20 protein-coding genes are annotated in these 22568 nt (G+C 66.6%); 13 read left to right on the forward strand and 7 right to left on the reverse strand.

Going from position 1 to position 22568, the window contains the following annotated elements:
• Positions 1-78 precede the first annotated feature (78 nt).
• Positions 79-792 (forward strand): cyclase family protein, encoded by a 714-nt coding sequence (locus EPL00_RS18915; protein ID WP_135854000.1) that lies wholly within the window; start codon positions 79-81, stop codon positions 790-792.
• Positions 793-889: 97 nt separating this feature from the next.
• On the opposite strand, the gene EPL00_RS18920 is transcribed toward EPL00_RS18915, so the two are convergent.
• Entirely contained in the window at positions 890-1120 is a 231-nt protein-coding gene (locus EPL00_RS18920; RefSeq protein WP_135853999.1) for a recombinase zinc ribbon domain-containing protein, read from the reverse strand.
• Between the two features lie 195 nt (positions 1121-1315).
• A complete protein-coding gene (locus EPL00_RS18925; RefSeq protein WP_135853998.1) occupies positions 1316-2233 on the reverse strand; it encodes an ArsR/SmtB family transcription factor in 918 nt (305 codons plus the stop codon).
• A 187-nt stretch (positions 2234-2420) separates the two neighbouring features.
• Between EPL00_RS18925 and EPL00_RS18930 the strand changes: the two genes are divergently transcribed.
• The 3 genes from EPL00_RS18930 (at position 2421) to EPL00_RS23670 (ending at position 4911) form a co-directional block, all read left to right on the forward strand.
• Entirely contained in the window at positions 2421-3647 is a 1227-nt protein-coding gene (locus EPL00_RS18930; protein WP_135853997.1) for an ABC transporter substrate-binding protein, read from the forward strand.
• A gap of 2 nt (positions 3648-3649) precedes the next feature.
• On the forward strand, positions 3650-4666 hold the full coding sequence (locus EPL00_RS18935; protein ID WP_135853996.1) for an FAD-dependent oxidoreductase: 1017 nt from the start codon (positions 3650-3652) through the stop codon (positions 4664-4666).
• A 101-nt stretch (positions 4667-4767) separates the two neighbouring features.
• The gene (locus EPL00_RS23670) at positions 4768-4911 is read left to right on the forward strand and encodes a hypothetical protein (protein ID WP_202932697.1); all 144 of its coding nucleotides are present in this window, start codon (positions 4768-4770) and stop codon (positions 4909-4911) included.
• A gap of 135 nt (positions 4912-5046) precedes the next feature.
• On the opposite strand, the gene EPL00_RS18940 is transcribed toward EPL00_RS23670, so the two are convergent.
• The 4 genes from EPL00_RS18940 to EPL00_RS18955 all read right to left on the reverse strand — a co-directional run bounded on the left by EPL00_RS18940 (position 5047) and on the right by EPL00_RS18955 (position 10804).
• Complete coding sequence (locus EPL00_RS18940) at positions 5047-6345, reverse strand: hypothetical protein (RefSeq protein WP_135853995.1); 1299 nt, start codon at positions 6343-6345, stop codon at positions 5047-5049.
• 283 nt (positions 6346-6628) lie between these two features.
• Positions 6629-7582 (reverse strand): hypothetical protein, encoded by a 954-nt coding sequence (locus EPL00_RS18945; protein ID WP_135853994.1) that lies wholly within the window; start codon positions 7580-7582, stop codon positions 6629-6631.
• A 97-nt stretch (positions 7583-7679) separates the two neighbouring features.
• Positions 7680-8747 carry a zinc-dependent alcohol dehydrogenase family protein gene (locus EPL00_RS18950; protein ID WP_135853993.1) on the reverse strand — a complete coding sequence of 356 codons (1068 nt, stop codon included), beginning with the start codon at positions 8745-8747 and terminating at the stop codon, positions 7680-7682.
• Between the two features lie 89 nt (positions 8748-8836).
• A complete protein-coding gene (locus EPL00_RS18955) occupies positions 8837-10804 on the reverse strand; it encodes a methyl-accepting chemotaxis protein (protein WP_135853992.1) in 1968 nt (655 codons plus the stop codon).
• 204 nt (positions 10805-11008) lie between these two features.
• On the opposite strand from EPL00_RS18955, the gene EPL00_RS18960 reads away from it, so the two are divergent.
• From EPL00_RS18960 to EPL00_RS18985, 6 genes are all read left to right on the forward strand, one after another.
• On the forward strand, positions 11009-11968 hold the full coding sequence (locus tag EPL00_RS18960; RefSeq protein WP_135853991.1) for an aldo/keto reductase: 960 nt from the start codon (positions 11009-11011) through the stop codon (positions 11966-11968).
• Between the two features lie 63 nt (positions 11969-12031).
• Positions 12032-12292: an AbrB/MazE/SpoVT family DNA-binding domain-containing protein gene (locus EPL00_RS18965; RefSeq protein ID WP_135853990.1), complete on the forward strand. Its 261-nt coding sequence runs from the start codon at positions 12032-12034 to the stop codon at positions 12290-12292.
• Complete coding sequence (locus tag EPL00_RS18970; protein WP_135853989.1) at positions 12292-12723, forward strand: type II toxin-antitoxin system VapC family toxin; 432 nt, start codon at positions 12292-12294, stop codon at positions 12721-12723. The genes EPL00_RS18965 and EPL00_RS18970 overlap by 1 nt, the downstream gene beginning before the upstream one ends.
• Before the next feature lie 81 nt (positions 12724-12804).
• On the forward strand, positions 12805-14001 hold the full coding sequence (locus EPL00_RS18975) for an MFS transporter (protein WP_135853988.1): 1197 nt from the start codon (positions 12805-12807) through the stop codon (positions 13999-14001).
• A gap of 79 nt (positions 14002-14080) precedes the next feature.
• Positions 14081-15346 carry a translation elongation factor EF-1 subunit alpha gene (gene tuf, locus EPL00_RS18980; protein WP_135853987.1) on the forward strand — a complete coding sequence of 422 codons (1266 nt, stop codon included), beginning with the start codon at positions 14081-14083 and terminating at the stop codon, positions 15344-15346.
• 125 nt (positions 15347-15471) lie between these two features.
• On the forward strand, positions 15472-15657 hold the full coding sequence (locus EPL00_RS18985; RefSeq protein WP_135853986.1) for a DUF5786 family protein: 186 nt from the start codon (positions 15472-15474) through the stop codon (positions 15655-15657).
• Positions 15658-15752: 95 nt separating this feature from the next.
• Here EPL00_RS18985 and EPL00_RS18990 read toward each other — a convergent pair whose 3' ends face one another.
• Entirely contained in the window at positions 15753-18809 is a 3057-nt protein-coding gene (locus EPL00_RS18990) for an FAD-binding and (Fe-S)-binding domain-containing protein (RefSeq protein ID WP_135853985.1), read from the reverse strand.
• Positions 18810-18923: 114 nt separating this feature from the next.
• On the opposite strand from EPL00_RS18990, the gene EPL00_RS18995 reads away from it, so the two are divergent.
• From EPL00_RS18995 to EPL00_RS19005, 3 genes are all read left to right on the forward strand, one after another.
• A complete protein-coding gene (locus EPL00_RS18995) occupies positions 18924-19484 on the forward strand; it encodes an LUD domain-containing protein (protein ID WP_135853984.1) in 561 nt (186 codons plus the stop codon).
• Between the two features lie 4 nt (positions 19485-19488).
• Positions 19489-21726 carry an LUD domain-containing protein gene (locus tag EPL00_RS19000; RefSeq protein ID WP_135853983.1) on the forward strand — a complete coding sequence of 746 codons (2238 nt, stop codon included), beginning with the start codon at positions 19489-19491 and terminating at the stop codon, positions 21724-21726.
• A 189-nt stretch (positions 21727-21915) separates the two neighbouring features.
• The gene (locus EPL00_RS19005; protein WP_135853982.1) at positions 21916-22518 is read left to right on the forward strand and encodes a hypothetical protein; all 603 of its coding nucleotides are present in this window, start codon (positions 21916-21918) and stop codon (positions 22516-22518) included.
• Positions 22519-22568 lie beyond the last annotated feature (50 nt).

Genomic DNA, 22568 nt, shown 5'->3' on the forward strand with positions numbered 1-22568 from the left:
ACCACATCAGGAAGTGGACGCGATAAATCGAACCGACGAATCCGGAGGCTGAAATCCGAGGAGCGCCACCGTCGAGGCATGCCAACCCGCGACCTCTCCCAGTCGCTCGACGCCGACGCGACGGTGTACCCCGGCGACCCGCCGGTCGAATCGACGCCCGCGGCGACCCACGAGGAGGACGGCTACCGCGTCACCGAGTGGCGACTCGGGACCCACTCGGGGACCCACGTGGACGCGCCGAGCCACACCGAACCCGACGGGAAGAATTTAGACGCGTTCGGCGTCGAGGAGTTCGCCTTCGAGGCGCGACTCGTGGACTGCTCAGGCGTCGGCGCGCGCGAACCCATCGGTTCCGAGATGGTGCCCGAGCGCGAGAGCGAGCGCGGGAGAACTGAGACGAATGGAATGGAGACGAATGGAACAGCGAAGAGTGGAACAGCGAGAGCCGAGATGGTCGTCTTCCGCACCGGGTGGGCCGACCACTGGGGCACCGACCGATACTTCGACCACCCGTATCTGACCCGCGAGGCGGCGGCGACCTGCGCCGACCGGGGCTTCCACGTCGGGATGGACGCGCTGAGTCCCGACCCGTCGCCGAGCGAGCGCGAAACGGCCGAGGAGACCGAACCGGAGGGCGTCCCCGCGCATCGGGAACTCCTCGGGAGCGACCGGTTGGTCGTGGAGAACCTGACCGGACTGGCTGGACTCCCCGAGCGGTTCGAACTGCGAGCCTACCCGCTCGCGCTGGCGGCCGCTGACGGGTCGCCCGTCCGAGCGGTGGCAACGTGGTGACGCGGTGTGATGGCGACGCCGTGACGCGATACGGTGGCGACGCCGTGACGGAGCGACGCGGCGAGGTGGCCGACCGAGGCCGCCCGCCGATTCGGAGTCAGTGTGTCGATGGCAGTACGTCTTTCACCGGATAGAGGTCCTCGTGGATGCCCTCCGCGTCGCAGTCCTCGTTCGGGCATCGGTAGTACCACCCGTCGTCGGTGGCCGCCGCGGCCTGAAATCGCTCCCCGCATCGTCCGCAGAACAGCAGGGAGTCGAAGTCGTCCGCGCCGCGTGAAAGGTCTACGTCGTCGGTGCTGGTCTCTCGGCTCTCGAGGAGTTGTTCCATACGCTAACATCACGGGGCATCATATTAAAGACCCACCGTTTTTCCCCACGTCCGGGAAGGTTCCCCGAAAATTTAGCTCCGGGACGCTCGAATCGAATTCGGCCTCGCGCCGTCCTGCGGTGGCCTCGCGCGGGCGACGGCGCGGCGCGACGAAATGTAATCGCAGTTATATAAATGTAATCGCAGTTATATTTCTCACCGGGCGCGGAGGTACCACGCGACCCCGAGCGCGAGGAGAACCACGAGTCCCCCGAGGAAGAAGACCACCCCCGGCGGGAGACCGCTCGTCGCCGCGCCGGAGGTCCCGCCGGACGAGGCCACCGTGGTCGTCGCCTCCTCGGCGACGGTCCGAGTCGCCTCCAGCACGGTCTCGGTCGCGTCCGCGCCGGTGGGGACCTCCTCGGCCGTGGTGGGCGTCGCGTCGGCCCCCGTCGCTTCGGTCCGGGTCGCTTCAGTTCGCATCGCTTCGGTTCCGGTCTCGATTTCGGTCCGGGTCTCGGCCGCGGTTCCGGTGGCCTCGGGGCGCGTCGTGGCCGCCTCCGGGGTGGTCGTCGCGGCGTCGGCGGTCACCTCCTCGGTCGCGTTCAGTCCGACCGCGGGGTCCTCCTCGGTCGTCCCGGCGACCGACTGTCCCTGCCACTCGCGGTCGGTGAGCGAGGAGCCGACCGCGTTCGGGCCGCCGAACAGCCGCTGGACGGCGAGACTCGACAGGCCCAACACGCCGAGGCCGCCGAGCAGGCTGGAGAGGGCGGATTCGAGTCCGGGCGCGTCATCGTCGCCGCCAGCGAAGACGACCAGCGGTTTCGCGGCGGGCGCGTACACCTTCATCTCGCGGCCCTTCTCCGAGTAGACGGTATCGACGACTTCCACGAGGTCGGCGTCGGTCAGGCGTTCGAGGTGATAGCGCACGTTCTGGATGGACGTGTCGGCCTCGTCGGCGAGTTCGGAGGGCGTCGCGGGGTCGTCGTACAGCGCGGCCAGCAGGTCGCGGGCCGTCTCGGATTGGAGGGCCGCGAGGAGGTCGTCGGCGTCGTCGCTGTCCACGCCGACGACTTTGGGTTCACCCCCGTCACCGGCCGAGGGGTCGGGGCTGGAGGGCAGGAGGTCGGCCATACCGACTCGTTGCAGGCGTCGGGGTTATAATTTTGCGTCTCCGGATTCAGGAGCATTGGTCGCAGTGGCGTCTTCGGGCGTCGAATCGGCTATCGTTCTCTCTCGGCCGTTCTTGTCGTCGGTCCGTTATGAGTTAGGTGTGCCTAAAAACCGGAAGACGTTTAATGATTTAGGGTAGCCTAAACGTATGGAACGCGACGCTCACCGCGGCGGCGAATCGACGCGACGCGACTGTCTGAAGTACGGCGGAGCGATAGTCGGCGGGGGACTCCTCGCGGGCTGTGTCGGCGGGAGCGACGCCGGTTCGACGGCGACGACGACCGGACAGGAGACGACGACCCGAGCCGAAACGACCGCGGCCGAGACGGAAACGGAGACCGAGACGGAGACCGCCGAGTCGGAGACGACGACGGCGGACGACGGCTCCTACACGGTCTCGATGGCACCGGTCGGCGACGTAACCTTCGAGTCGGTTCCCGAAACGTGGGTCGCCAACAACGGCAGTTGGGCCGACATGGGCATCGCGCTCGGGCGCGAACCGCCGAAGGCGCTCTGGCTCACCAATCGGTACCACACCCAGTACTACGACGAGATTCCCGGCGTCTCGGTGGACAAGAGCGACATGGTGTCGCTCTACCAAGACGGCGTCAGCAAGGAACTGTTCTACGAACTCGACGCCGACGTTCACGTCATGGACCCGAACTTCCTCCAGAACCGATTCAAGGGCTGGGAGCAGGCCGACGTGGACGAGATAACGGAGAACGTCGCGCCGATGTTCGGCAACTGCATCTACGCCCAGCACTACCCGTGGCACTCCGACTACCGGTACTACACGCTCTACGAGGCGTTCGAGAAGCTGGCGACGGTGTTCGGAGCGACCGACCGCTACGAGGAGTTCTCGTCGCTCCACGACCAGTTCCAGTCGAACCTCGATTCGGTCGTTCCGTCGGAGAGCGAGCGGCCGTCCGCCGCGGTCCTCTGGGGCGTCGGCGAGAAACCGGAGAAGTTCTACCCCTACATCATCGGCGAGGGCACGGGCTTCAAACATCTACGGGACCTCGGCGTCGGCGACGCGCTCGCGGACTCGGACGTGAAGGACTTCCACGGGAGTCGCGCGGCCATCGACCTCGAAACGCTACTGGAGGTAGACCCCGAGGTACTGATGCTCCGCGGGTACGAGGCCAAGAGCGAGCAGGAGTTCCGGAACACCGTGGTCGAGTTCCTGAAGAACGACGACACGGCGAGCGCGCTCACCGCGGTACAGAACGGCGACGTGTACCGCGCGGGGAGCCTCTATCAAGGCCCCATCACGAACCTCGTCCTCACCGAGCGGACCGCGGCGCAACTGTACGACGCGAGCGACGAACTGTTCGACCGCCAGCGCGTCGCCGACATCGTGAACGGGGAGTTCTGACGATGGGCGGAGCGTCCGACGATGGGACGGGAGCGAACGCGGACGAAGGTTCGGCGACGGACCTCCTCGACGAAACGACGGTCGTCGTGGTCGGCGGCGGACCCGCGGGCTGTTCAGCGGGCGTGTTCACCGGGCGGTACGGTCTCGACACGACCGTCTTCGACCGCGGGAACGCGGCGCTCCAGCGGTGCGCCTACTTGGAGAACTATCTGGGCTTCCCGGCGGGAATCGACATCGACACCTTCCACGAGTTGATGCACGCCCACGCCGAGGAATCGGGGTGCGACATCGTTCCCGAGACGGTCGTCTCGGTCGAGCGCGACGGTGAGGACGGCGACGATGGCGACGACGATGATAACCGCGACGGCGACGACGAGTCGCGCTTCGTCGTGGAGACCCAAGCCGGTCGGCGCGTCAGGACCGAGTACGTCGTGGTCGCGGCGTGGTACGACGGGTCGTATCTCCGGGCGCTCGGCGACGACGAGATGTTCGAAGAACACGAGCATCACGGCGAGGTCGAGGAGCGTTTCGACCCGGAGTACGCCGACGACGACGGCCGGACGCCGGTGGACGGACTGTACGTCGCGTCGCCCGCCGACGCGCGAAGCGCGCAGGCCATCGTCGCCGCCGGGAACGGCGCGCACGTCGCGCGCCACCTCATCGAAGACCACCGACGCGAGCAGGGCTACCCGGAAGGCGTCGCCGCTCACTACGATTGGCTCCGTCGGGACGCGGAGTTCTCCGGCGAGTGGGCCGACCGGGACCGCTGGCGCGAGTGGTTCGAAAACGAGGTCGGCGACGACTATGAGGTGGACGACGACCGACTGGCCGACCTGCGCGAGACATACATCGACCGCGAGTTCGCGACGCGCCGGACCGACGAGGAGGTCCGCGAACAGTCCGAGCGGGGCCTCGAACGACTGGTCGAGATAGTCGGCACCGGACGACTCCTCGACGCGATGGACGACGAGACCGTCGCCGAGTACGCCGCTGAGGCGGTCGATTCGCGCGGCGAGTAGTCGGTCGGCGACGACCGCGGTCCCGAGACGGAGCGGCGCAACTCGCCCGACTTCCGACTACTGCCCAAAGCTACAAGCCGAGAACTGTGGTAGCACGCGGCATGGCACTGTGTCCGAACTGCGAGTCCGACATCAGCGAGTGGGCCGAGCGACTGGAGCAGGCAGACCGCGCCAGCACGCCGAAAGTCTGGACCTGTCCGGACTGCGACGCCGTACTCGGCATCTCGGACTGGGGGTCGTCGTAGCTAGCGTTTACGGTTTCGTTTTCGCTTTCGTTTACGGACACGTCGGTTCGTTCTCGCGTGGGCCTACTCGTTCCGACACACGCTCGTTCTGACGCTCGCCCCGACGCTCGCCCGTTCTGACGCTCGCCCCGACGCTCACTCGCGCTCGACGGTCCACCCGCGCCAGCGCGAGACGGCACCCCGCGCGTCGATGGCGTACGCGCCGAAGGGGAAACCGGGGTCGATGTCGTAGGTGACGCTCGCGGTGTCGTACTCGCCCGAGACCCGCGAGACGGCGTGAACGTCGTCGCCCTGCGCTATCCACCAGACGATTCGGTCGAGTTCGCCGTCGGCGTCGGTCGCGGCGACCTCGAACGCGACGTTCTCGGTGGTCTCGCGGGCGGTCCGGAGGGTGCGGGCCTGCGGGCTGACGCGCTCGACCACCGGCGCGCGATTCCCGTCGGGGCCGACCTCGACGGTCCATTCCACGGCGTCGATGGGGTCGTCGCCCTCTTGGGAGGAGTCGCCCTCGCGGTAGACCTCCGACCGAATCCGGTAGGTCCCCGCCGAGTCGAAGCGGTGGGTGAACGTCGCGCGCTCGGGGGTGCCGAGGTGGTCGTAGAACAGGTCGGGGCCGACGCGCCGGTCGCCGTCCACGTACCACTCGGCGTTCACGTAGTCGCCGGGGTAGTCGGCGGCGTCGGTCTCGAACAGCACCGGCGTATCGGGTCGGACCGTGACTCGCTGGCTCGGACTGGCCCGCGAGACGGTCGGCGAGGAGTCCCCGGACGACACCTCGGTCCCGTTCCAGTACACCGTGGCGGGACCGGCGAGCGCGAACGCCGTGATGGCTCCCGTCACCTCGAACTCGTCGGTCCCGCCCTCGGGACCGACGTGGCCGACCGCTCGGGTCCCGTCCACCGTATCGCCGCTGTCGAGTTGCCGGACGGACTCCTCGGCCGCGAACTCGTAGGCCGCGACGCCGCCGCCGTCGCTCTCGACGCGGAGTCGGTCGGTGCCCGACCCCGAATCGAAGTCCGCGCCGGTCAGCGACCCTGCGGGACGGGGGAACGACGACGCCGCGACTTCCGACCCGTTTCGGTAGAGCGTCGCCGGACCCGCGAGGACGAGGCCGGTAATCGACCCCGAGTACTCGAACGCGTCGGCACCGCGCTCCGGGCCGACGTTGCCCGCGGCGCGACCGCCGGACACGCGGTCGCCGCTGTCCTTCTGCCGGAGGTCGCCGCTGACGGTGAACTCGTAGGCGGCGAACCCGCCGCCGTCGCTCTCGATACGGAGGGATTCGGAAAGTCGGGGCGCGTCGGTGGCTCTCTCGGCGGGCGCTCGCTCGACGGGCGCTCGCTCGGCGGCGGCGGCCGGACCGCCGAGCAACGGTGCGACGCCAGCGGCGACTCCTCGTTTCAGGAACCGTCGTCGGGAGTTCTCGCGGACCATACTCCCGGCAACGGGAAAGAGAATCAAAGTTATATCCGGCCTAGCCACAATATTCGTCGCCTACCTCGGGGATAGGCGTCGGTTTTTCGGCGAGGTCGGCGGACGCGGAGGGGCCAGTAGTCGCGAAGTGGCCGGTGGCCGCGAAGCGGTCGGCAGTCGAAAAGTGGTCGCCCGGCCCGAAGGTGCCTCGGCGCTGAGGAACGCGGGAGAGACCCCAATAGACAACGATTCATCCACTCTATAGAATGATTTAGAATTGTCCGGGCGAGCCTGCACGTTTCCGCTACCCGTCGCCGCACGGTCCCCGCGAATCGCCGTGGCCGAGGTGGGCCTCGACGGCCGACTCGCTCCCGACGCGAATCGTGCGGGCGTTGTCGGGGTTGCCCGGCGGCCGGTGACAGACCGCGTAGCCGTCGCTGTCGTCGCCGCGCTCCTCGTCGTCGTCGCCGCTCTCGTCGTCCTCGCTCTCGCACTCGCCGGTGGCGAGTCGTATCGGCTCGTCCATCCCGAGCGAGATACGCTTCGAGACGCCCGCGGAGCCGGACAGGAACTCCCAGTCGGTGACGGTTCCCTCGTAATGCTTCTCGTGGAGGGCGGCCTCCTCGCCGAACGCCGGGGCCACCGCGACCTCGAACTCCTCTCCGAGACCGCGGAACGCGCCGCCGTCAGTGCCGCCGCTTCCCCACGTCCAGTCGATGCGATGCTCCGTGCCCTCGGTCGCCCACCGGTCGTAGTTCGAGGGCGCGGGGTCACCGTCAGGGTCGCGGTAGCGGTCGTCCTTGACCACCCACGCGCCGCTCTCGGGGAGGCCCGAAATCCGGAACGTCGCGCTCCCGCCCGCCGAGGAGTCCAGACTCCCGTGGACGACCACGAGGCTCAGCCCCGTCGGTCCCTGATAGAGGAACGCGACGCTGGTCCGGGGGCGCTGGAGGTCGGCGGTGCCCGCCGAGCCGTAGGTGGCGGCGTCGCCGACCGACGCGCCGTTGTCGTCGCTGACGTACTTCTCGGGGAGTTGGTAGTCGTAGAACGTCTCGACCGGCAACTGGCCCCGGAGCGGACGGACCGGCACGCACTCCTCGCCCTGCACGAGGCGGTACTGGCTGGTCGCGGTTCGGCGTTCGGTCTCGTCGGTCCCGACCGCGCCGGTCGCCGCGGTGCCGACCGCTCCGGCCGCGAGCGTCGTGCCGACGGCCGACAGCACCGCCCGCCGGGTCGGCGTCGATTGCTGGCCACTCATCGCCTGCGAGGTAGGGCAGGTGCTGGTATTGTTATCGGGTGGTTACCACCGAGTCCAGCCGTTCGGGAAGTCCACGAACCCGATCAGTGGCCTGTCGTCAGAACTCCGTGACGACCTCGATGCCGACCGTGCCGTAGTCGCTCATCGCGGCGAGGCGGTCGGGCACGGCGTCGAGCGCGACCTCGTTCGTGACCAGTTCGGCGGGCGACACCACGCCGCGGTCCATCATCCGGAGGAGTTCGCCGTACCGGGTCGGCGGCATCCCCCGCGAGCCGAGGAAGGTAATCTCGTTCATCGTCATCGCGTCGGTCGGGAGCGAGACCTCCCCGCGCTCGGCGTCGGTCGTCAGCCCCAACTGGAGGTGCTGGCCGCGCTTTCGCAGGCAAGCGACCGAGTTCCGGCAGGTCTCGGCGACGCCGAGCGCGTCCACCGAGACGTGGGCACCGCGACCACCGTCGGTGAGGTCCCGGACGGCCGCGGGCACGTCCACGACACGCTCGGCGTTCACCGTCTCGTCGGCACCCAATTCGCGGGCCTTCGCCAGCTTCTCCTCGCTCAAATCGACCGCGACGACGGTCGCGCCCAGCGCGTCCGCGACGTGGACCGCCGAGAGACCGACGCCGCCACAGCCGTGGACCGCCACCCAGTCGCCGGGCGTCACGTCCGCGCGGTGGGCCAACCCGTGGTACGCCGTGGCGAACCGACAGCCCAGTCCGGCCATTTCGACCGGCGAGACGTTCTCGGGCAACGCGACGGCGTTGTAGTCGGCGTAGGGGACGTGGACCCGCTCGGCGAACGCGCCGGGCGCGGCCTCCTCGAACCCGAGCGCGATGCCGTCCTCGCAGACGTTACCGTGCCCGTTCCGGCAGTTCTCGCAGTCTCCTCGGCCGAGGTTGAACGGGACCGCGACGCGGTCGCCCTCGGCGAATCGTTCGACGGCGGAGCCGGTGGCGACGACGCGCCCGGCGGGTTCGTGGCCGAGAATCTGGCCCTCGGGGACCCGGTCGTCGGCCCACTCGCCGTGGCCCTGCCACGCGTGCCAGTCGCTCCGGCAGATGCCACACGCCTCGGTCTCGATTACGACGCCGTGAGCGTCGGGGTCGGGGTCGGGGACCTGCTCGATTTCGAGGAGGTCGCCGTACTCGCGCAGGACTGCGGCTCTCATGGACGTGTGTTTCCCGCGGTCGGAATTAAATCGGTGGGGTCGGACGACGGCGACGAACCGCTCGCTCGGGAGGACGACGAACGGCCGCGCTACGCCGAATCGACCCGCGGTGGCGCGTCCGCGTCGGCGTCCCGGCCCGCCGCGTCTCCGACCCGGAACGCCGAGACGAGCGACTGGAGGCGTTCGGCCCGGTCGGTGAGCGACGCCGCGTTGGCGCTGACCTGCGAGGCCGACGAGGCCTGTTTCTCGGCGGTCGCGGAGACGCTCTCGACCGCTTCGGCGGTCGAGCGGCTGATGTCCGCGGCCTCGTCGGCCATCGACACCGCCTGCTCGGCGCTGTCGGCTTGGTCGTCGGTCGCGTCGCGTATCTCCCGGACGCCGTCGTCGGTGTCCTCGGCGTTCTCCCGGACGCGAGCGAACGCGTCCGCGACCTCCCGGACCGCCTCGACGGACTCCTCGACGTGTCGCTGGGCCGACGCCACCTCGTCGGCGGTCCGGTCGGTCTGGGACTGGACCTCCCCGATGAGCTGTTCTATCTCCCCGGCCGACTCGCGGGTCTCGTCGGCCAACTGCTTGACCTCCTCGGCGACGACCGCGAACCCCTCTCCGTTCCCGTCGGCGTCCCCGGTTCCGGCGCGCGCGGCCTCGATGTTGGCGTTCAGTGCGAGCATGTTCGTCTGCTCGGCGATGTCGCCGATGAGTTCCACGATGTCGCCGATTTCGGCCATCCGGTCGTCCAGCGCCGCGACGTTCTCGACGGTCGCGTCGATGGCCTCCTCGACCTCGCGGGCGCTCTCGATGGCCTCCCGCGCGGTCGCTTCGGCGTCGTCGGCGACCGCGGCCGTCTCGGTCGAGGTCTCGGCCACGGTCTCCGCGGAGGCGGCGACCTCCTCGATGGCCGCCGAGATGTCGTTCATCGCCGTCGAGACCTCGCCGAGCATCCGGCGCTGGTCGTCCGCGCCGGTCGCTATCTCCCGAATCGCGTCGTTGACCTCCTCGCTGGCCTGCTCTATCTCCTCGGTCCCGGCGTCGGCCTCCTCGCTCGTGGCCGCGACCTCGCGGGCGAACGACTGGATGTCGGCCATCGCGGATTCGGTCTCCGCCAGCATCTCGTTGAACGCCTCGGCGATCTCGGTCATCGCCTCGCTCTCGCTGTCGGGGTCCAACCGGACGCCGAGGTCGCCGTCGGCCGCCCGCGCCATCGCGGCGCTGTATGCCTCGGCCTTGGTTTCGAGGTGGTCGTTCAGTCGTTCGACCGCCTCCTGTCGGGCCTCCGCCTCGGCTTTGGCCTCCTCGGCTTCGCGCTTGGCCTCCTCGGCTTCCGCCCGCGCGGCTTCGAGTTCCGCCTGCTTCTGTTCGAGGGTCTCGACCTGCGCGGTCTTCTCGCGGGTCCGTTCGAGTTGCTGGCGGGTCTCCTCGCGGGAGCGTTCGGTCGAGTACCAGTGAGTCATCAGCGCCGCCGCGAGCGCCACGACGAACGCCGCGTGGATGACCGCCCACGCCCACGGGTTGTTGATGGCGGCGGCGTGGTTGTAGACGCGACTCGGGTCTATCATCCCGAAGTAGCCGTGCTGGACGGCGACGAACACGATGCCCAGCAAGAAGGGAACCCAGTCCTCGTAAACGGCGACCACGGCCATCACGACGAAGAAGTGGAAGTGCGCCTCGATGAAGCCGCCCGAGAAGTGGACGAGGACGGAACAAGAGAACGTCAGTCCGGCCGTCGCGAGGGCCGTCCGGGTTCGCCGCTCGAACCCCGGCCAACTCGCCAACAGCGCGAGCGCGACGATGACGCCGAGTTCGAGGAGGACCGACGAGAGCGGAATGCTGGGGATGGTCGCGCCCGTGACCGACTCGGTGCCCTCGTAGAGACCTAACGCGAGGAGGACGGGTACGTGTGCGACGAGGAACGCGAGGACGTTCCGGTGGCGAGTTCGCCACGTCTCCTCGGGGATTGACTGGCCGTCCGGCGTGTACTTGACGTACTCTCGAATCGTTCGCCGCCACCCGCTCGCTCGGGCTTCGGCCCCGCGAGCGTCGGGTTCGGTCTCCGCCATGTACGTTTCCGAGGATTGCCGAACAAAAAACATTTGGACTAAATGCCGTAGAATCTTTGTTCTAATCCAACATTTCCGTCGAATCTGAGATGTCGAGGTCGGGTCCGCGACCGCACGACCGCCCGGTTCCCGCGCGACCGCGTTCGATATCGCCGTCCGCCGCCGACGCACAGAACTAAGGCCGAACCCGCCGACACGAGGAGCATGGAGTACGTCAAACTCGGGTCCACGGGAACGAAGGTCTCGGAAATCTGCTTCGGGACGTGGCGCTTCGCCAAGGAGACCGACGGGACCGTCGAGACCGACCGTTCGACCGCCTTCGACCTGCTGGACGCGGCGTGGGACGAGGGGGTCAACTTCATTGACACCGCGAACGTCTACGGCGACCCCAACGGCACCGCCGAGGAGTGGATAGGCGACTGGCTCTCGGACTACGACCGCGAGGAGTTCGTGCTGGCCTCGAAGGTCTACTTCGGGGTCGGCGACGGCCCGAACGACGGCGGCCTCTCGCGCAAGCACATTCGGAGCCAGATTCGAGGGACGCTCGAACGCCTCGGGACGGAGTACCTCGACGTGTACTACATCCACCGGTGGGACGACGAGACGCCCATCGAGGAGACCCTCCAAACCCTTCACGACCTCGTGCGCGAGGGGAAGGTCAACTACCTCGCCGCGAGTTCGATGGCCGCGTGGCAGTTGACCAAGGCGCTCTGGACCAGCGACGTAGAGGGACTGGAACGCTTCGAGGTGACCCAACCCCGGTTCAACGCGGCCTACCGCGACCCCGTGGCCGACTACCTCGACGTGTGCGCCGACCAAGACCTCGCGGTCTGTCCCTACTCGCCGCTGGAAGGCGGGTTCCTGACTGGCAAGTACGAGCGCGACGGCGACGGTCCGGAGGGGTCGCGGGGCGACCTCTACGACTGGAAGAACCGGTTCGACGAGCGCCAGTGGGACGTGCTGGACGAGGTTCGCGCGGTCGCCGACGAGACCGACGCCACGCCCGCGCAGGTCTCGCTCCGGTGGCTGGCCGACCAGCGCGAGTTCCAGTGTATCCCCATCGTCGGCGCGCGGACGCCCGACCAACTGGAGGAGAATCTGGGCGCGAGCGAGGTGTCGCTCTCTGACGACCAGTTCGAGCGGATTCGAGAGGCGTACGAGTGAAACCCGACGCTCCTCATGAACCACCACATGAGGTTTAAGACGGTCGAGTAACGACTGTTACGTATGGCAACGAACGGAGAGCAGACGACCATCAACGATCACTACTCGGTCACGGTTCCGGCGGCGATTCGAAATCGACTCGACATCCAGCCGGGCGACAAACTCGATTGGGCAGTTACCGACGACGGTGACCTCGTAGTCCAAGTCGTCAAACAACGGTACGGAGCGTTCGAGGACTTCGAGGCCGTAGATATGGGCGAAACGGACGTTGCTAACGACCACGACGTTGCAGGTGTCGAGAACAAATACGACGAGGTGCGGTGATGGCTGTCGCGGTTATCGACACGAACGTACTCGTCGCTCGCGTGAGTTCCCGAGACGCGAATCACGACGCGGCGAGTGCTATCGTAGATGCGGCCGACCACGGCGACCTGCCGACGATGCGGGTCACGAACTACGTCCTGACGGAGACGTTGAACTATCTCCACGAGCGCAAACGGCATCAAGTGGCAGTCAAATTCTACGAGCGTCTCACCGAAGCGGCGGGTTTCGAGTTAGTTCACACGCCGAAGACGGACTTCTCGACCGCTGTCGAGATGTTCGAGCGATACGACGGTCTCTCGTTCGGTGACGCGACGATATGGGCGTACATGGACCGTGAAGGGTTGGAGCATCTGTATAGCTTCGACGACGATTTCGACGCGGTCGGCGACATCACGCGCTTCGAAACGGCGACGAACCCGTTCGAGCCTTGATTCTCTCGTGGAGCGTCAGATATTTTCTCCGATATTTCCGCCAAAGCCGGAGTTTTATACCCGCCCCGAAAAAGTGACCTCGTGACTGACGACCGAGAGGCCTCGCGCCGCCAGACTGTCGGTCTCGTCGCCGGACTGTTCACCCTCTCGGCCGCGGCGGGCGCGTACGAAATCGCCCCCGCGAGCGTCCTCCCGCTCGTCCAGACTTCGCTCGGCGTCGGCGAGACCGGGGCGTCGTGGCTGGTCAGCGTGATGTACCTGACCGCGGTGGTCGCCAGCGTGCCGGTCGGGGTCGTACTCGACCGCGTTCGCGTCCGGCGCGCCGTCGCGGTCGCCACGCTCGCGCTCTTGGTCGCGGGCGCGTGGGGATGGGTCGCCGCGACCGCGGGGGCCTACTGGTGGCTAGTCGCCTCCCGAATCTTGGGCGGACTCTCGTACGTGCTGGTGTGGAACGCGGGCGCGAATCTGGTCGGGCAGGCGGTCGAACCGGACGTTCGTGCGACCGCGGTCGGCGTGTTCACCGCGAGCGCGCCGGTCGGGTTCGCGCTCGGGCAGTTCGGCAGTCCCCTCCTCGCCGAGCCGTTCGGGTGGCCCGCGACGCTCCCGGCCTTCGCCGCCATCGCGGTGGTCGGCGTCACCGTCTTCCTGTTGGCGACGCAGGGCCGCCGAATCGGCGTCGAGACCGCGACCCCGAGCAGGAGGGAGGTCCGCAATCTCTTCACCAACCGGGCGGCGTGGACACTGTACGGCCTGTGCTTTCTGGCGTTCTCGCTGTACCTGTTCCTCAACAGCTGGCTTCCGAGCTACCTGAACGACCGCCTCGGCGTCTCGCTCGCGGTCAGCGGCCTGTTGACCGCGCTGTTCCCCGCGGTCGGCGTCGTCTCGCGGACCAGCGCCGGACCCGTCTCGGACCGCCTGTTCGGCGGGGAGCGCCGCCCGGTCGTCCTCGGCGCGTTCGTCGTCGCGGTGCCCGCCGTGGTCGGGTTCGTCGCGGTCTCGGGAGTTCCGGCCGCCGTCGCGCTGGTCGTCGTCGCCGGGTTCGCGGTCCAACTCTCCATCGGCCTGCTGTACACGTACGTCCCGGAAGTGACCTCCTCGGCGGTCCGAACCACGGCCATCTCGCTGTTGACCAGCACGGGCTTGCTGGGGGCCTTCGTCGCGCCAATCGCGGGCGGCGCAATCATCGACGCGGTGGGGTATCGCCCGGCGTTCTGGACCGCTGGCGTCGTCGCGCTGTTGGGGGTCGTGCTGGCGTGGTACGCCCCCGACGCGCGCTGACGTATCGGCTGACTCTCGCTCGGCGGAAGCTATATTGACTCTGCGAGACGACACCTAGAGTCGTACGGTGGGGGATACCATGCCAGAGAAACCACATCAGAACTTGGCCATCATCGGCCACGTAGACCACGGAAAATCGACGCTCGTGGGGCGACTCCTCTACGAGACGGGGAGCGTGCCAGAACACATCATCGAACAACACAAAGAGGAGGCCGAGGAGAAGGGCAAGGGCGGCTTCGAGTTCGCCTACGTCATGGACAACCTCGCCGAGGAGCGCGAGCGGGGCGTGACCATCGACATCGCCCATCAGGAGTTCCAGACCGACGAGTACTACTTCACCATCGTGGACACGCCCGGCCACCGCGACTTCGTGAAGAACATGATTACGGGTGCCTCGCAGGCTGACAACGCGGTCCTCGTCGTCGGCGCGGACGACGGTGTTCAGCCACAGACCCAAGAACACGTCTTCCTCGCGCGCACGCTCGGCATCAACGAACTCATCGTGGCCGTCAACAAGATGGACGCGGTGGAGTACGACGAGAACCGGTATCGGGAGGTCGTCACCGAGGTCACGGACCTGCTGAATCAGGTCCAGTTCAACACCGAGGACGCGAGTTTCATCCCCATCTCCGCGCTGGAGGGGGACAACATCGTCGAGCGAAGCGGGAACATGGAGTGGTACGACGGCGAACTCGTCCTCGAAGCGTTGAACGGTCTCGAAGAACCCGAGCCGCCGACCGACGCGCCGCTCCGACTCCCGATTCAGGACGTGTACACGATTTCGGGCATCGGGACCGTCCCGGTCGGGCGCGTCGAGACGGGCGTGCTGAACACCGGTGACGACGTGTCGTTCCAACCGAGCGACGTGAGCGGCGAGGTCAAGACCATCGAGATGCACCACGAGGAGGTCCCGGAGGCCCAGCCCGGCGACAACGTGGGGTTCAACGTCCGGGGCGTCGGCAAGGACGACATCCACCGCGGCGACGTGTGCGGCCCGGCCGACGACCCGCCGACGGTCGCCGAGACGTTCACGGCCCAAATCGTCGTGATGCAACACCCCTCGGTCATCACCGCGGGGTACACGCCCGTCTTCCACGCCCACACCGCGCAGGTCGCCTGCACGATGGAGTCCATCGACCAGAAGATAGACCCCTCGTCGGGCGAAGTGAAAGAGGAGAACCCCGATTTCGTGCAGTCGGGCGACGCCGCGGTCGTGACGGTCCGACCGCAGAAACCCCTCTCTATCGAACCCTCGTCGGAGATTCCGGAGTTGGGGAGCTTCGCGGTCCGGGACATGGGCCAGACTATCGCCGCGGGGCGCGTACTGGAGGTCAACGAGCGATAGCGCGCGCCGGTTTCGAGGTCGGCAGTTTCCGGCGGCCGAAGTCGAATATCACGAATTTTCGACGTGCTAACCGGCGGGCGGCGAACATCGCATGATTTTACTGTGCGCACAGAGTTCGTTGGAACATGGGTTTTGGTAGCTACGACGAGTCCGAGCAGAAGGACCAAGAAAGTGACTTCGACGAGGACGACGGCGTGAACGTCCACGAGAACTCCCACGAGGGCGAGATTTCGTTCGACTCCGACGCCTCCCAAGACGAACTCCTCGACCAGTTGAACGACATCAAGAACAGCGGCGACGACGACGAGTAGACCGAACCGACCGCCCTCCGGCGACCGATTTTTCTGCTTTCCGCCGAGCGAACGCGATAGGTTTCGGCGTCGGCCTCGCCGTCGGCGACCGGCGCTCACCGACCGGCGAGCGCGTCGGCCAACTTCTCGACGGGATGGGGCGGTTCCGCGCTCGCTCCCTCGCGGTCGCCCAACTGCGTCCGGCAGGACGCCCCCGGCGCGACCACCGAGTCGCCGTCGCTGTCCTCGACCTGCTCGAACAGGATGTCGCCGATGGCCTTGCTCATCGAGTAGTGTTCCTCCTCGTAGCCGAAGCTCCCGGCCATGCCGCAACAGCCCGAATCGAGGGGGTCCACGCGGTAGCCCGCGCGTCGGAGAACCCCCACCGCGTGGTGGTCCTTCTTGGTCGCCTTCTGGTGGCAGTGGCCGTGGTAGGTCAGCGACTCGTCGGGCGCGTCCCAACTGGCGTTCTCGTCCAGTCGGAACGCATCGACGTACTCACAGACGCCGTAGGCGTTGCGAGCGACCGTCTCGGCGTCCGGCGCGAGCGACCCGTCGCCCAGCAGGTCGAGGTAGTCCGACTGGAACATCACCGCGTCGGAGGGTTCGGCGACCACGAGGTCCCAGCCCTCCTCGATTCGCGGCGCGAGTTTCCGGACGTTCTCGCGGGCGGTGTCGCGGGCCTCGTCCACGAGGCTCTTGGAGAAGGCGGGTCGGCCGCTGTCGGTTACGTCGCTGGGGATGCGGACGTGGACGTTCGCGGCTTCGAGCGCCCGGACCGCCGCCTTGCCGACCTCCGGGTGGCTGTAGTTGGTGTAGGGGTCGGCTATCAGCATCGCCTTCCGGTCGGCCTCGTCGGCCGAGACTCGGGGACCGCGGTCGGCGTACCAGTCCCGGAGCGTCTCGCGGTGGAACTCCGGGAGGCTCCGCTCGCTGGCGATGCCCGCGACTTTCTCCATCGCGGCACGCGCGCCCGGAATCTTCGTCGCCCAGTTCGAGAGGGGCGCGAGCGCGCTCCCGAGCGAGAGCAGGGTCTCGGTGCGTCCGAACAGTTTGCTCCGGAGGCCGACGCCCTCGCGCTGGTGGCGCTGATGTTCGACCTCGACTTTCAGCTTCGCCATGTCCACGCCGCTCGGACAGTCGTGCTTACACCCCTTACAGCCGATACAGAGGTCCAGCACCTCGTCGGCGAACTCGTCGGTGAACACCTCACCCTCGGGCAGGTCGCCGGACATCGCCTGCCGGAGCATGTTCGCCCGGCCGCGGGTCGAGGTTATCTCCTCGTCGGCCGCCCGGTAGGTCGGGCACATCACGCCGCCGGTGGTCTCCTGCTCGCCGCGACAGCCAGCGCACCCGTGACAGAGTTCGACCATCCCCTGAAAGCCGTTGTCGTTCGCCCAGTCGAGCGCGGGGTCGAAGCCCGCCTCGAAGTCGTACTCGGGGTCGAAGCGCAGGTTCTCGGTCATGTCCACGTCGCCACAGACCTGTCCGGGGTTCAGGAGCCAGTCGGGGTCGAACGCAGTCTTCAAATCGCGGAACGTCTGCCAGAGGTCGTCGCCGTACAACTTTCGGTTCCACTGGGTCCGGGCGCGGCCGTCGCCGTGTTCGCCCGAGACCGACCCGCCGTACTTGACCACGAGGTCGGTCACGGCGTCGGCGATTGACTCCATCTTCTCGACGCCTTCCACATCTTTGGTGTTCACGAGCGGCCGAATGTGGAGGACGCCGGGTCCGGCGTGGGCGTAGTAACTGGCGAAGGTGTCGTGGTCGTCCAAGATGTCGTGAAAGTCCGCGACGTACTCCGGCAGGTTCTCGGCGGGGATGGCGGTGTCCTCGATGAACGAGATGTGCTTCTCGTCGGTGGTCCGCGACAGCAGGATGGGGAGTCCGGACTTGCGCATCTTCCAGAACTTCGCGCGCTCCTCGTCGTCGTGGGCCTCCATCGCCGCGACCGCGTAGTGCGGTTCGGCCGTGACCTCGGTCGCGCCCTCGCCGGGTTCGGCCTCGGTCGCCGCGCCGGGCACCCGGTCGGCCACGAGGTCCGCGACCTGCTGGCGGCCGTGGTCGTCGTCCTCGGCGTAGAACTCCACGAGGAGTACCGAGTCGGTCCCCTCGGGGAGCATCCCCACCACGTCGCGGAACTCGTCGGTGTCGGCCGCCAAGTCCAGCAGTACGTCGTCCATCACCTCGACCGCGGCCGGGTCGTGTTCGAGGATGGGTGCCACGTCCTCCATCGCGTCCAGCACGTCGTCGTAGGTCAGGAGCGCGACCGCCTTCGTCTCGGGGACCGGTTCGAGCGAGACGGTCGCCTCGGTGACGACCGCGAGGGTGCCCTCGCTCCCCGCCAGCAGTTTGGCGAGGTTGACCGTGCCGCCGCCCGCTTCGGTCGCTCCGCGGGCTTCCTCCACGAGTACGTCCAGATTGTACCCCGAGACGTTGCGCTTCAGGTCGGGATAGCGCGCGTCGATTTCGTCGGCCTCGTCGTCGATGATGCGAGCCACCTCGGCGTAGATGCGGGCCTCGATGTCGCCCTCTGGGTCGCCCTCCTCGCGCAAGGTCTCGACTTCGACCTCGCCGAACGTCGTGACGGTGCCGTCCGCGAGGACGACCTCGCACTCCTCGACGTAGGCGTCGGTCTTGCCGTAGACCAGCGAGTGCGAACCGGTCGAGTTGTTCCCGATAGCGCCGCCGAGGACGCTCTTGTCGCCCCACGCGGGGTCGGGCGCGAACTTCAGGTCGTCGTCCGCGAGGTCGGCGTTCAACTCGCCGAGCGTGACGCCGGGTTGGGCGGTCGCGGTCGCCTCGTCGGGGTCGAACGAGACCAGCCCGTCCATGTGCGTCGTGAAGTCGAGGACCACGGCCTCGTTGACGGTCTGGCCCGCGAGGCTCGTGCCGCCGCCCCGCGGGAGAAGCGGTATCTCCTCGTCGGCGCAGTAAGAGACGACCGACGCCACGTCGTCGGTGTCGGTCGGGAAGACGACGCCGATGGGAGTCTGCTCGTAGATGCTGGCGTCCGTGGCGTACAGTTGTCTGGTGTAAGTGTCGAATCGTACGTCGCCCTCCACGCGCGAGTCGAGCGCGGCCAGCAGGTCGGGCCGGGCGACCTCCTCGTCGCGGTAGTCGTAGTCGCCCCCGTCGGCGGGGTCGGGGGAGTCGGTGGGACGGATAGCCATGCCCCACAGTTGCGAGGAGAGCCGCATAAATCCGTGGTCGTCGGTATCCGCCGAGACGTTCGGGAGGCGGTCGCCCGTCGAACGTTTATTGGGGTCACGTCCCAACCACGAGCCATGAGCGCAGACGTAGCCGAGGAGTTCGCGGCCTCCCTGCGGGACCTCGGCGTCTCGTGGTCGCGGACGACGAGAGAGGGGTTCGAGGAGACGGTCGCCGACGCCGTGGAGCCGCCCGCGGTCGGCACGGAACTCCCCTTCGAGGGCGTCTCGCTGGCCGAAACCGACGTGACCGCGGACCCGACGCCCGCGCGACTCGACGCCGCGACGACGGGCGTGACCGCGGCCGCGTTCGCCATCGCGGACTACGGGTCGGTCGTCCTCCGGCCCGACGAGTCGGGCACCGAACCGGTCAGCCTCTACCCGGAGCGCCACGTCGCGGTGCTGGCCGCGAGCGACCTCGTGGCCGACATGCCCGCCGCCTTCGACCGACTCGCAGAGGCGGTCGAACGCGAGCGCGGTGGCGGAGCGGAGAGCGGTGGCGGGACAGAAGGCGGTGACGGAACCGGCGGCGACGCGATAATCGCCACCCGCCCGAGCGCGACCGCGGACATGGGCGCGCTCGTGACGGGCGCGCACGGCCCGAAGACGGTCCACGTAATCGTGCTGGAGGACGAGTGAGCCGATGAGTTCGAAATCGCGCGACGCCAAGGCCGCCGAGATTCGGCGACTCCTCGCCGAGGAGGGCGCGTCGGTCGCCGAGAACACCCGCGGGTTCAACGAGGGACGATACGAGTCGGTCGCCCGATTGGACGACTACGACGAGTTGAAGGCCGAGGCGCGGGCCATCAAGGAGGACGCCATCGAGCGCCTGCCGGAACTAATCGAGGAGGTCCGCGAGAGCGTCGAGGCCAACGGCGGCACGGTGTATCTGGCCGACGACGCCGCGGACGCGAACCAGTATATCGCGGAAGTCGTGAAAGACCGGGACGCCGACACCGTGGTCAAGAGCAAGTCGATGACCTCCGAGGAGATAGCGGTCAACGACCACCTCGAAGCCCGAGGGACCGAGGTCTGGGAGACCGACCTCGGGGAGTTCGTCCTGCAAGTCGCCGACGAAGCGCCGAGTCACATCGTTGCACCCGCCATCCACAAGTCCCGCGAGGGCATCGCCGAGCTGTTCAACGCCCACTTCGACGTGGCCGAACCGCTCGAAACCGCCGAGGAGTTGACCCAGTTCGCCCGCGAGTACCTCGGCGAGCGCATCGAGGAGGCCGAGGTCGGGATGACCGGCGCGAACTTCGTGGCGGCCGAGTCGGGGACGATGGCGCTCGTGACCAGCGAGGGCAACGCCCGCAAGACGATTCAGGCGACCGACACGCAGGTCGCGGTCGCGGGCGTCGAGAAGCTGATTCCCACCGTCTCGGACCTCCAGCCCTTCGTGGAGCTAATCGGACGCTCCGGGACCGGCCAAGACATCACCTCCTACGTCTCGCTGTTCACGCCGCCGGTCGAGTCGCCGACCGTCGATTTCGCCGACGACGAGACGCCGCTCTCCGAGGTCGGGAGCGACGACCGGGAGTTCCACCTCGTCCTCATCGACAACGGCCGGACGGCGATGCGCGAGGACGACCAACTGCGCGAGACGCTGTACTGCATCCGGTGTTCGGCCTGTGCGAACTCCTGTGCCAACTTCCAGTCGGTCGGAGGCCACGCCTTCGGCGGCGAGACGTATTCGGGCGGTATCGCCACCGGGTGGGAGGCGGGCGTCGAAGGTCTCGACACCGCCGCGGAGTTCAACGACCTCTGTACGGGGTGTTCGCGCTGTGTCAACCAGTGTCCGGTGAACATCGACATCCCGTGGATAAACACGGTGGTCCGGGACCGCATCAACCGCGGCGATGGCGGCGCAGGCGGCGAAAGCGCCGAGTTCGACTGGCTCGTGGAGGGACTGACGCCCGACGAAGAACCGGGTGGCGTGAGCCTCCAGAAGCGGTTCTTCGGCAACTTCGAGACGGTGGCGAAGGTCGGGTCGGCGCTGGCTCCGGCGTCGAACTGGCTGGCCGACCGCGCGCCCTCGCGGTGGGCGATGGAACGAATACTGGGCATCGACCGGCGGCGCGAGTTGCCCGCGTTCGAATCGCAGACGCTCGTGGAGTGGTTCGAGGCCCGCGGAGGCTCCCGAATCGCTCCGACGGCGGCCGACCGCGAGGCCGTCCTCTATCCGGACCTCTACACGAACCACGTGCAGGTCAAGCGGGGGAAGGCCGCGATTCGGGTGCTGGAAGCGTTGGGCGTCAGCGTCAGGGTGCCGGAGATGGCCTCGTCCGGCCGCGCGCCCCTCTCGCAGGGGATGATTGCCACTGCCGAGCGCCACGCCGAGGAGGTCGCACCCCCACTGCTCGACCACATCGAGGCCGGACGCGACGTGGTGGTCGTCGAACCGAGCGACCTCGCCATGTTCGAGCGTGAGTACGGGAAGCTCCTCGACGGCGAGCGCCACCGGGCGCTGGCCGACGGGAGTTACGAGGTCTTGGAGTACGTGTACGGACTCCTCGAACACGGCGAGGAGGTCGAATCGCTCGCGGCGGGCGAGGGCGAGGCGGTCGCCTACCACAGCCACTGCCAACAGCGCACGCTCGACCTCGAACCGTACACGACCGCGGTGCTGGACGCCGCCGACTACGACGTGATTACCTCCGACGTGGAGTGTTGCGGGATGGCCGGGAGCTTCGGCTACAAGGCCGAGTACTACGACCTGAGTATGGACGTGGGCGAGCAGTTGCGCGACCAGTTCACCGCGCCGGAGACGAGCGACCGCACCGTCGTCGCCAGCGGGACCTCGTGTTTGGAGCAACTGGACTCGCTGTTGTTGGGGCGGGAGAGTCGCCATCCGGTGGAGTTGCTAGACCCGAAGCAGTAAACGTATCCGCGAAACCACAGCCAATTTTGCAACTTATCGTCATTTTTATTTGCGGGGGTTTCGACACGTATTCTTCACGGCCACTATCTAGCACAGAACATGTGCCGGACTGAAAAAACAAAGTCGATAATAAAAAATCACAAGTGGAAGATAGCGATTATAACAACCGCACTACTACCCATCTCGTTAGTGATAGGAGTACTCACCGGAAGAATAAATGGTAAAGTTGCTTCGTCTATTGGAACTCTGTTTTTAGCCAGCGTTACTCTAATCAGCGTTCTTTTAAACTATAGACAAGCGCAATACATGCGAGAAGACTTAAACTTTAGAAGAAGACCTCAGGTTTCTATCCATCACAAATCTGGACAAGGATTAGGATTACTATGTTTTGAAAACACAGGAGAGATGCCAGTAGAGGTTACGTTTAGACTTTCTATGGCGTCACAAATAAAAATCACTCCTGAGTCCCCTATCTTAGAACCAACTACAAAATATGAACAAATATCAGAAAAAATGAAAATCACAAATGTCGGGAACTGGAAATCAGTTACTATTTTTCTTGAGCCAAAGGAGAGAACCGAATATACGGCAGGATTTTTAACAGATGAGATTAGGATTAGAGAAGAGAAGTATAATGAATACGAATTCTTTTGGTTGCGAGTGGATGCAGAAGTCCATTCGCCTTTTGAAAAGAAGGTTCGAAAAACTGAACGTTTATTCCATGTAGATATTTGGAATAATGGAATGTTTTCTTCGACATCATTTCCGTCAGCGCAGAAAAACACCCGATAGAATACTTTTATCTATTTGTAATTTATAATATTTAAAATCTTTTTATACAG

This window comes from Halorussus salinus (genome assembly GCF_004765815.2).
GTDB classification, from domain to species: domain Archaea; phylum Halobacteriota; class Halobacteria; order Halobacteriales; family Haladaptataceae; genus Halorussus; species Halorussus salinus.

Excerpts from the sequence above, each read along its gene's own strand:
- EPL00_RS18915 (WP_135854000.1), top strand. The coding sequence starts at position 79 with ATGCCAACCCGCGACCTCTCCCAGTCGCTCGACGCCGACGCGACGGTG.
- EPL00_RS18920 (WP_135853999.1), bottom strand. The coding sequence starts at position 1,120 with ATGGAACAACTCCTCGAGAGCCGAGAGACCAGCACCGACGACGTAGAC.
- EPL00_RS18925 (WP_135853998.1), bottom strand. The coding sequence starts at position 2,233 with ATGGCCGACCTCCTGCCCTCCAGCCCCGACCCCTCGGCCGGTGACGGG.
- EPL00_RS18930 (WP_135853997.1), top strand. The coding sequence starts at position 2,421 with ATGGAACGCGACGCTCACCGCGGCGGCGAATCGACGCGACGCGACTGT.
- EPL00_RS18935 (WP_135853996.1), top strand. The coding sequence starts at position 3,650 with ATGGGCGGAGCGTCCGACGATGGGACGGGAGCGAACGCGGACGAAGGT.
- EPL00_RS23670 (WP_202932697.1), top strand. The coding sequence starts at position 4,768 with ATGGCACTGTGTCCGAACTGCGAGTCCGACATCAGCGAGTGGGCCGAG.
- EPL00_RS18940 (WP_135853995.1), bottom strand. The coding sequence starts at position 6,345 with ATGGTCCGCGAGAACTCCCGACGACGGTTCCTGAAACGAGGAGTCGCC.
- EPL00_RS18945 (WP_135853994.1), bottom strand. The coding sequence starts at position 7,582 with ATGAGTGGCCAGCAATCGACGCCGACCCGGCGGGCGGTGCTGTCGGCC.
- EPL00_RS18950 (WP_135853993.1), bottom strand. The coding sequence starts at position 8,747 with ATGAGAGCCGCAGTCCTGCGCGAGTACGGCGACCTCCTCGAAATCGAG.
- EPL00_RS18955 (WP_135853992.1), bottom strand. The coding sequence starts at position 10,804 with ATGGCGGAGACCGAACCCGACGCTCGCGGGGCCGAAGCCCGAGCGAGC.
- EPL00_RS18960 (WP_135853991.1), top strand. The coding sequence starts at position 11,009 with ATGGAGTACGTCAAACTCGGGTCCACGGGAACGAAGGTCTCGGAAATC.
- EPL00_RS18965 (WP_135853990.1), top strand. The coding sequence starts at position 12,032 with ATGGCAACGAACGGAGAGCAGACGACCATCAACGATCACTACTCGGTC.
- EPL00_RS18970 (WP_135853989.1), top strand. The coding sequence starts at position 12,292 with ATGGCTGTCGCGGTTATCGACACGAACGTACTCGTCGCTCGCGTGAGT.
- tuf (WP_135853987.1), top strand. The coding sequence starts at position 14,081 with ATGCCAGAGAAACCACATCAGAACTTGGCCATCATCGGCCACGTAGAC.
- EPL00_RS18985 (WP_135853986.1), top strand. The coding sequence starts at position 15,472 with ATGGGTTTTGGTAGCTACGACGAGTCCGAGCAGAAGGACCAAGAAAGT.
- EPL00_RS18990 (WP_135853985.1), bottom strand. The coding sequence starts at position 18,809 with ATGGCTATCCGTCCCACCGACTCCCCCGACCCCGCCGACGGGGGCGAC.
- EPL00_RS18995 (WP_135853984.1), top strand. The coding sequence starts at position 18,924 with ATGAGCGCAGACGTAGCCGAGGAGTTCGCGGCCTCCCTGCGGGACCTC.
- EPL00_RS19000 (WP_135853983.1), top strand. The coding sequence starts at position 19,489 with ATGAGTTCGAAATCGCGCGACGCCAAGGCCGCCGAGATTCGGCGACTC.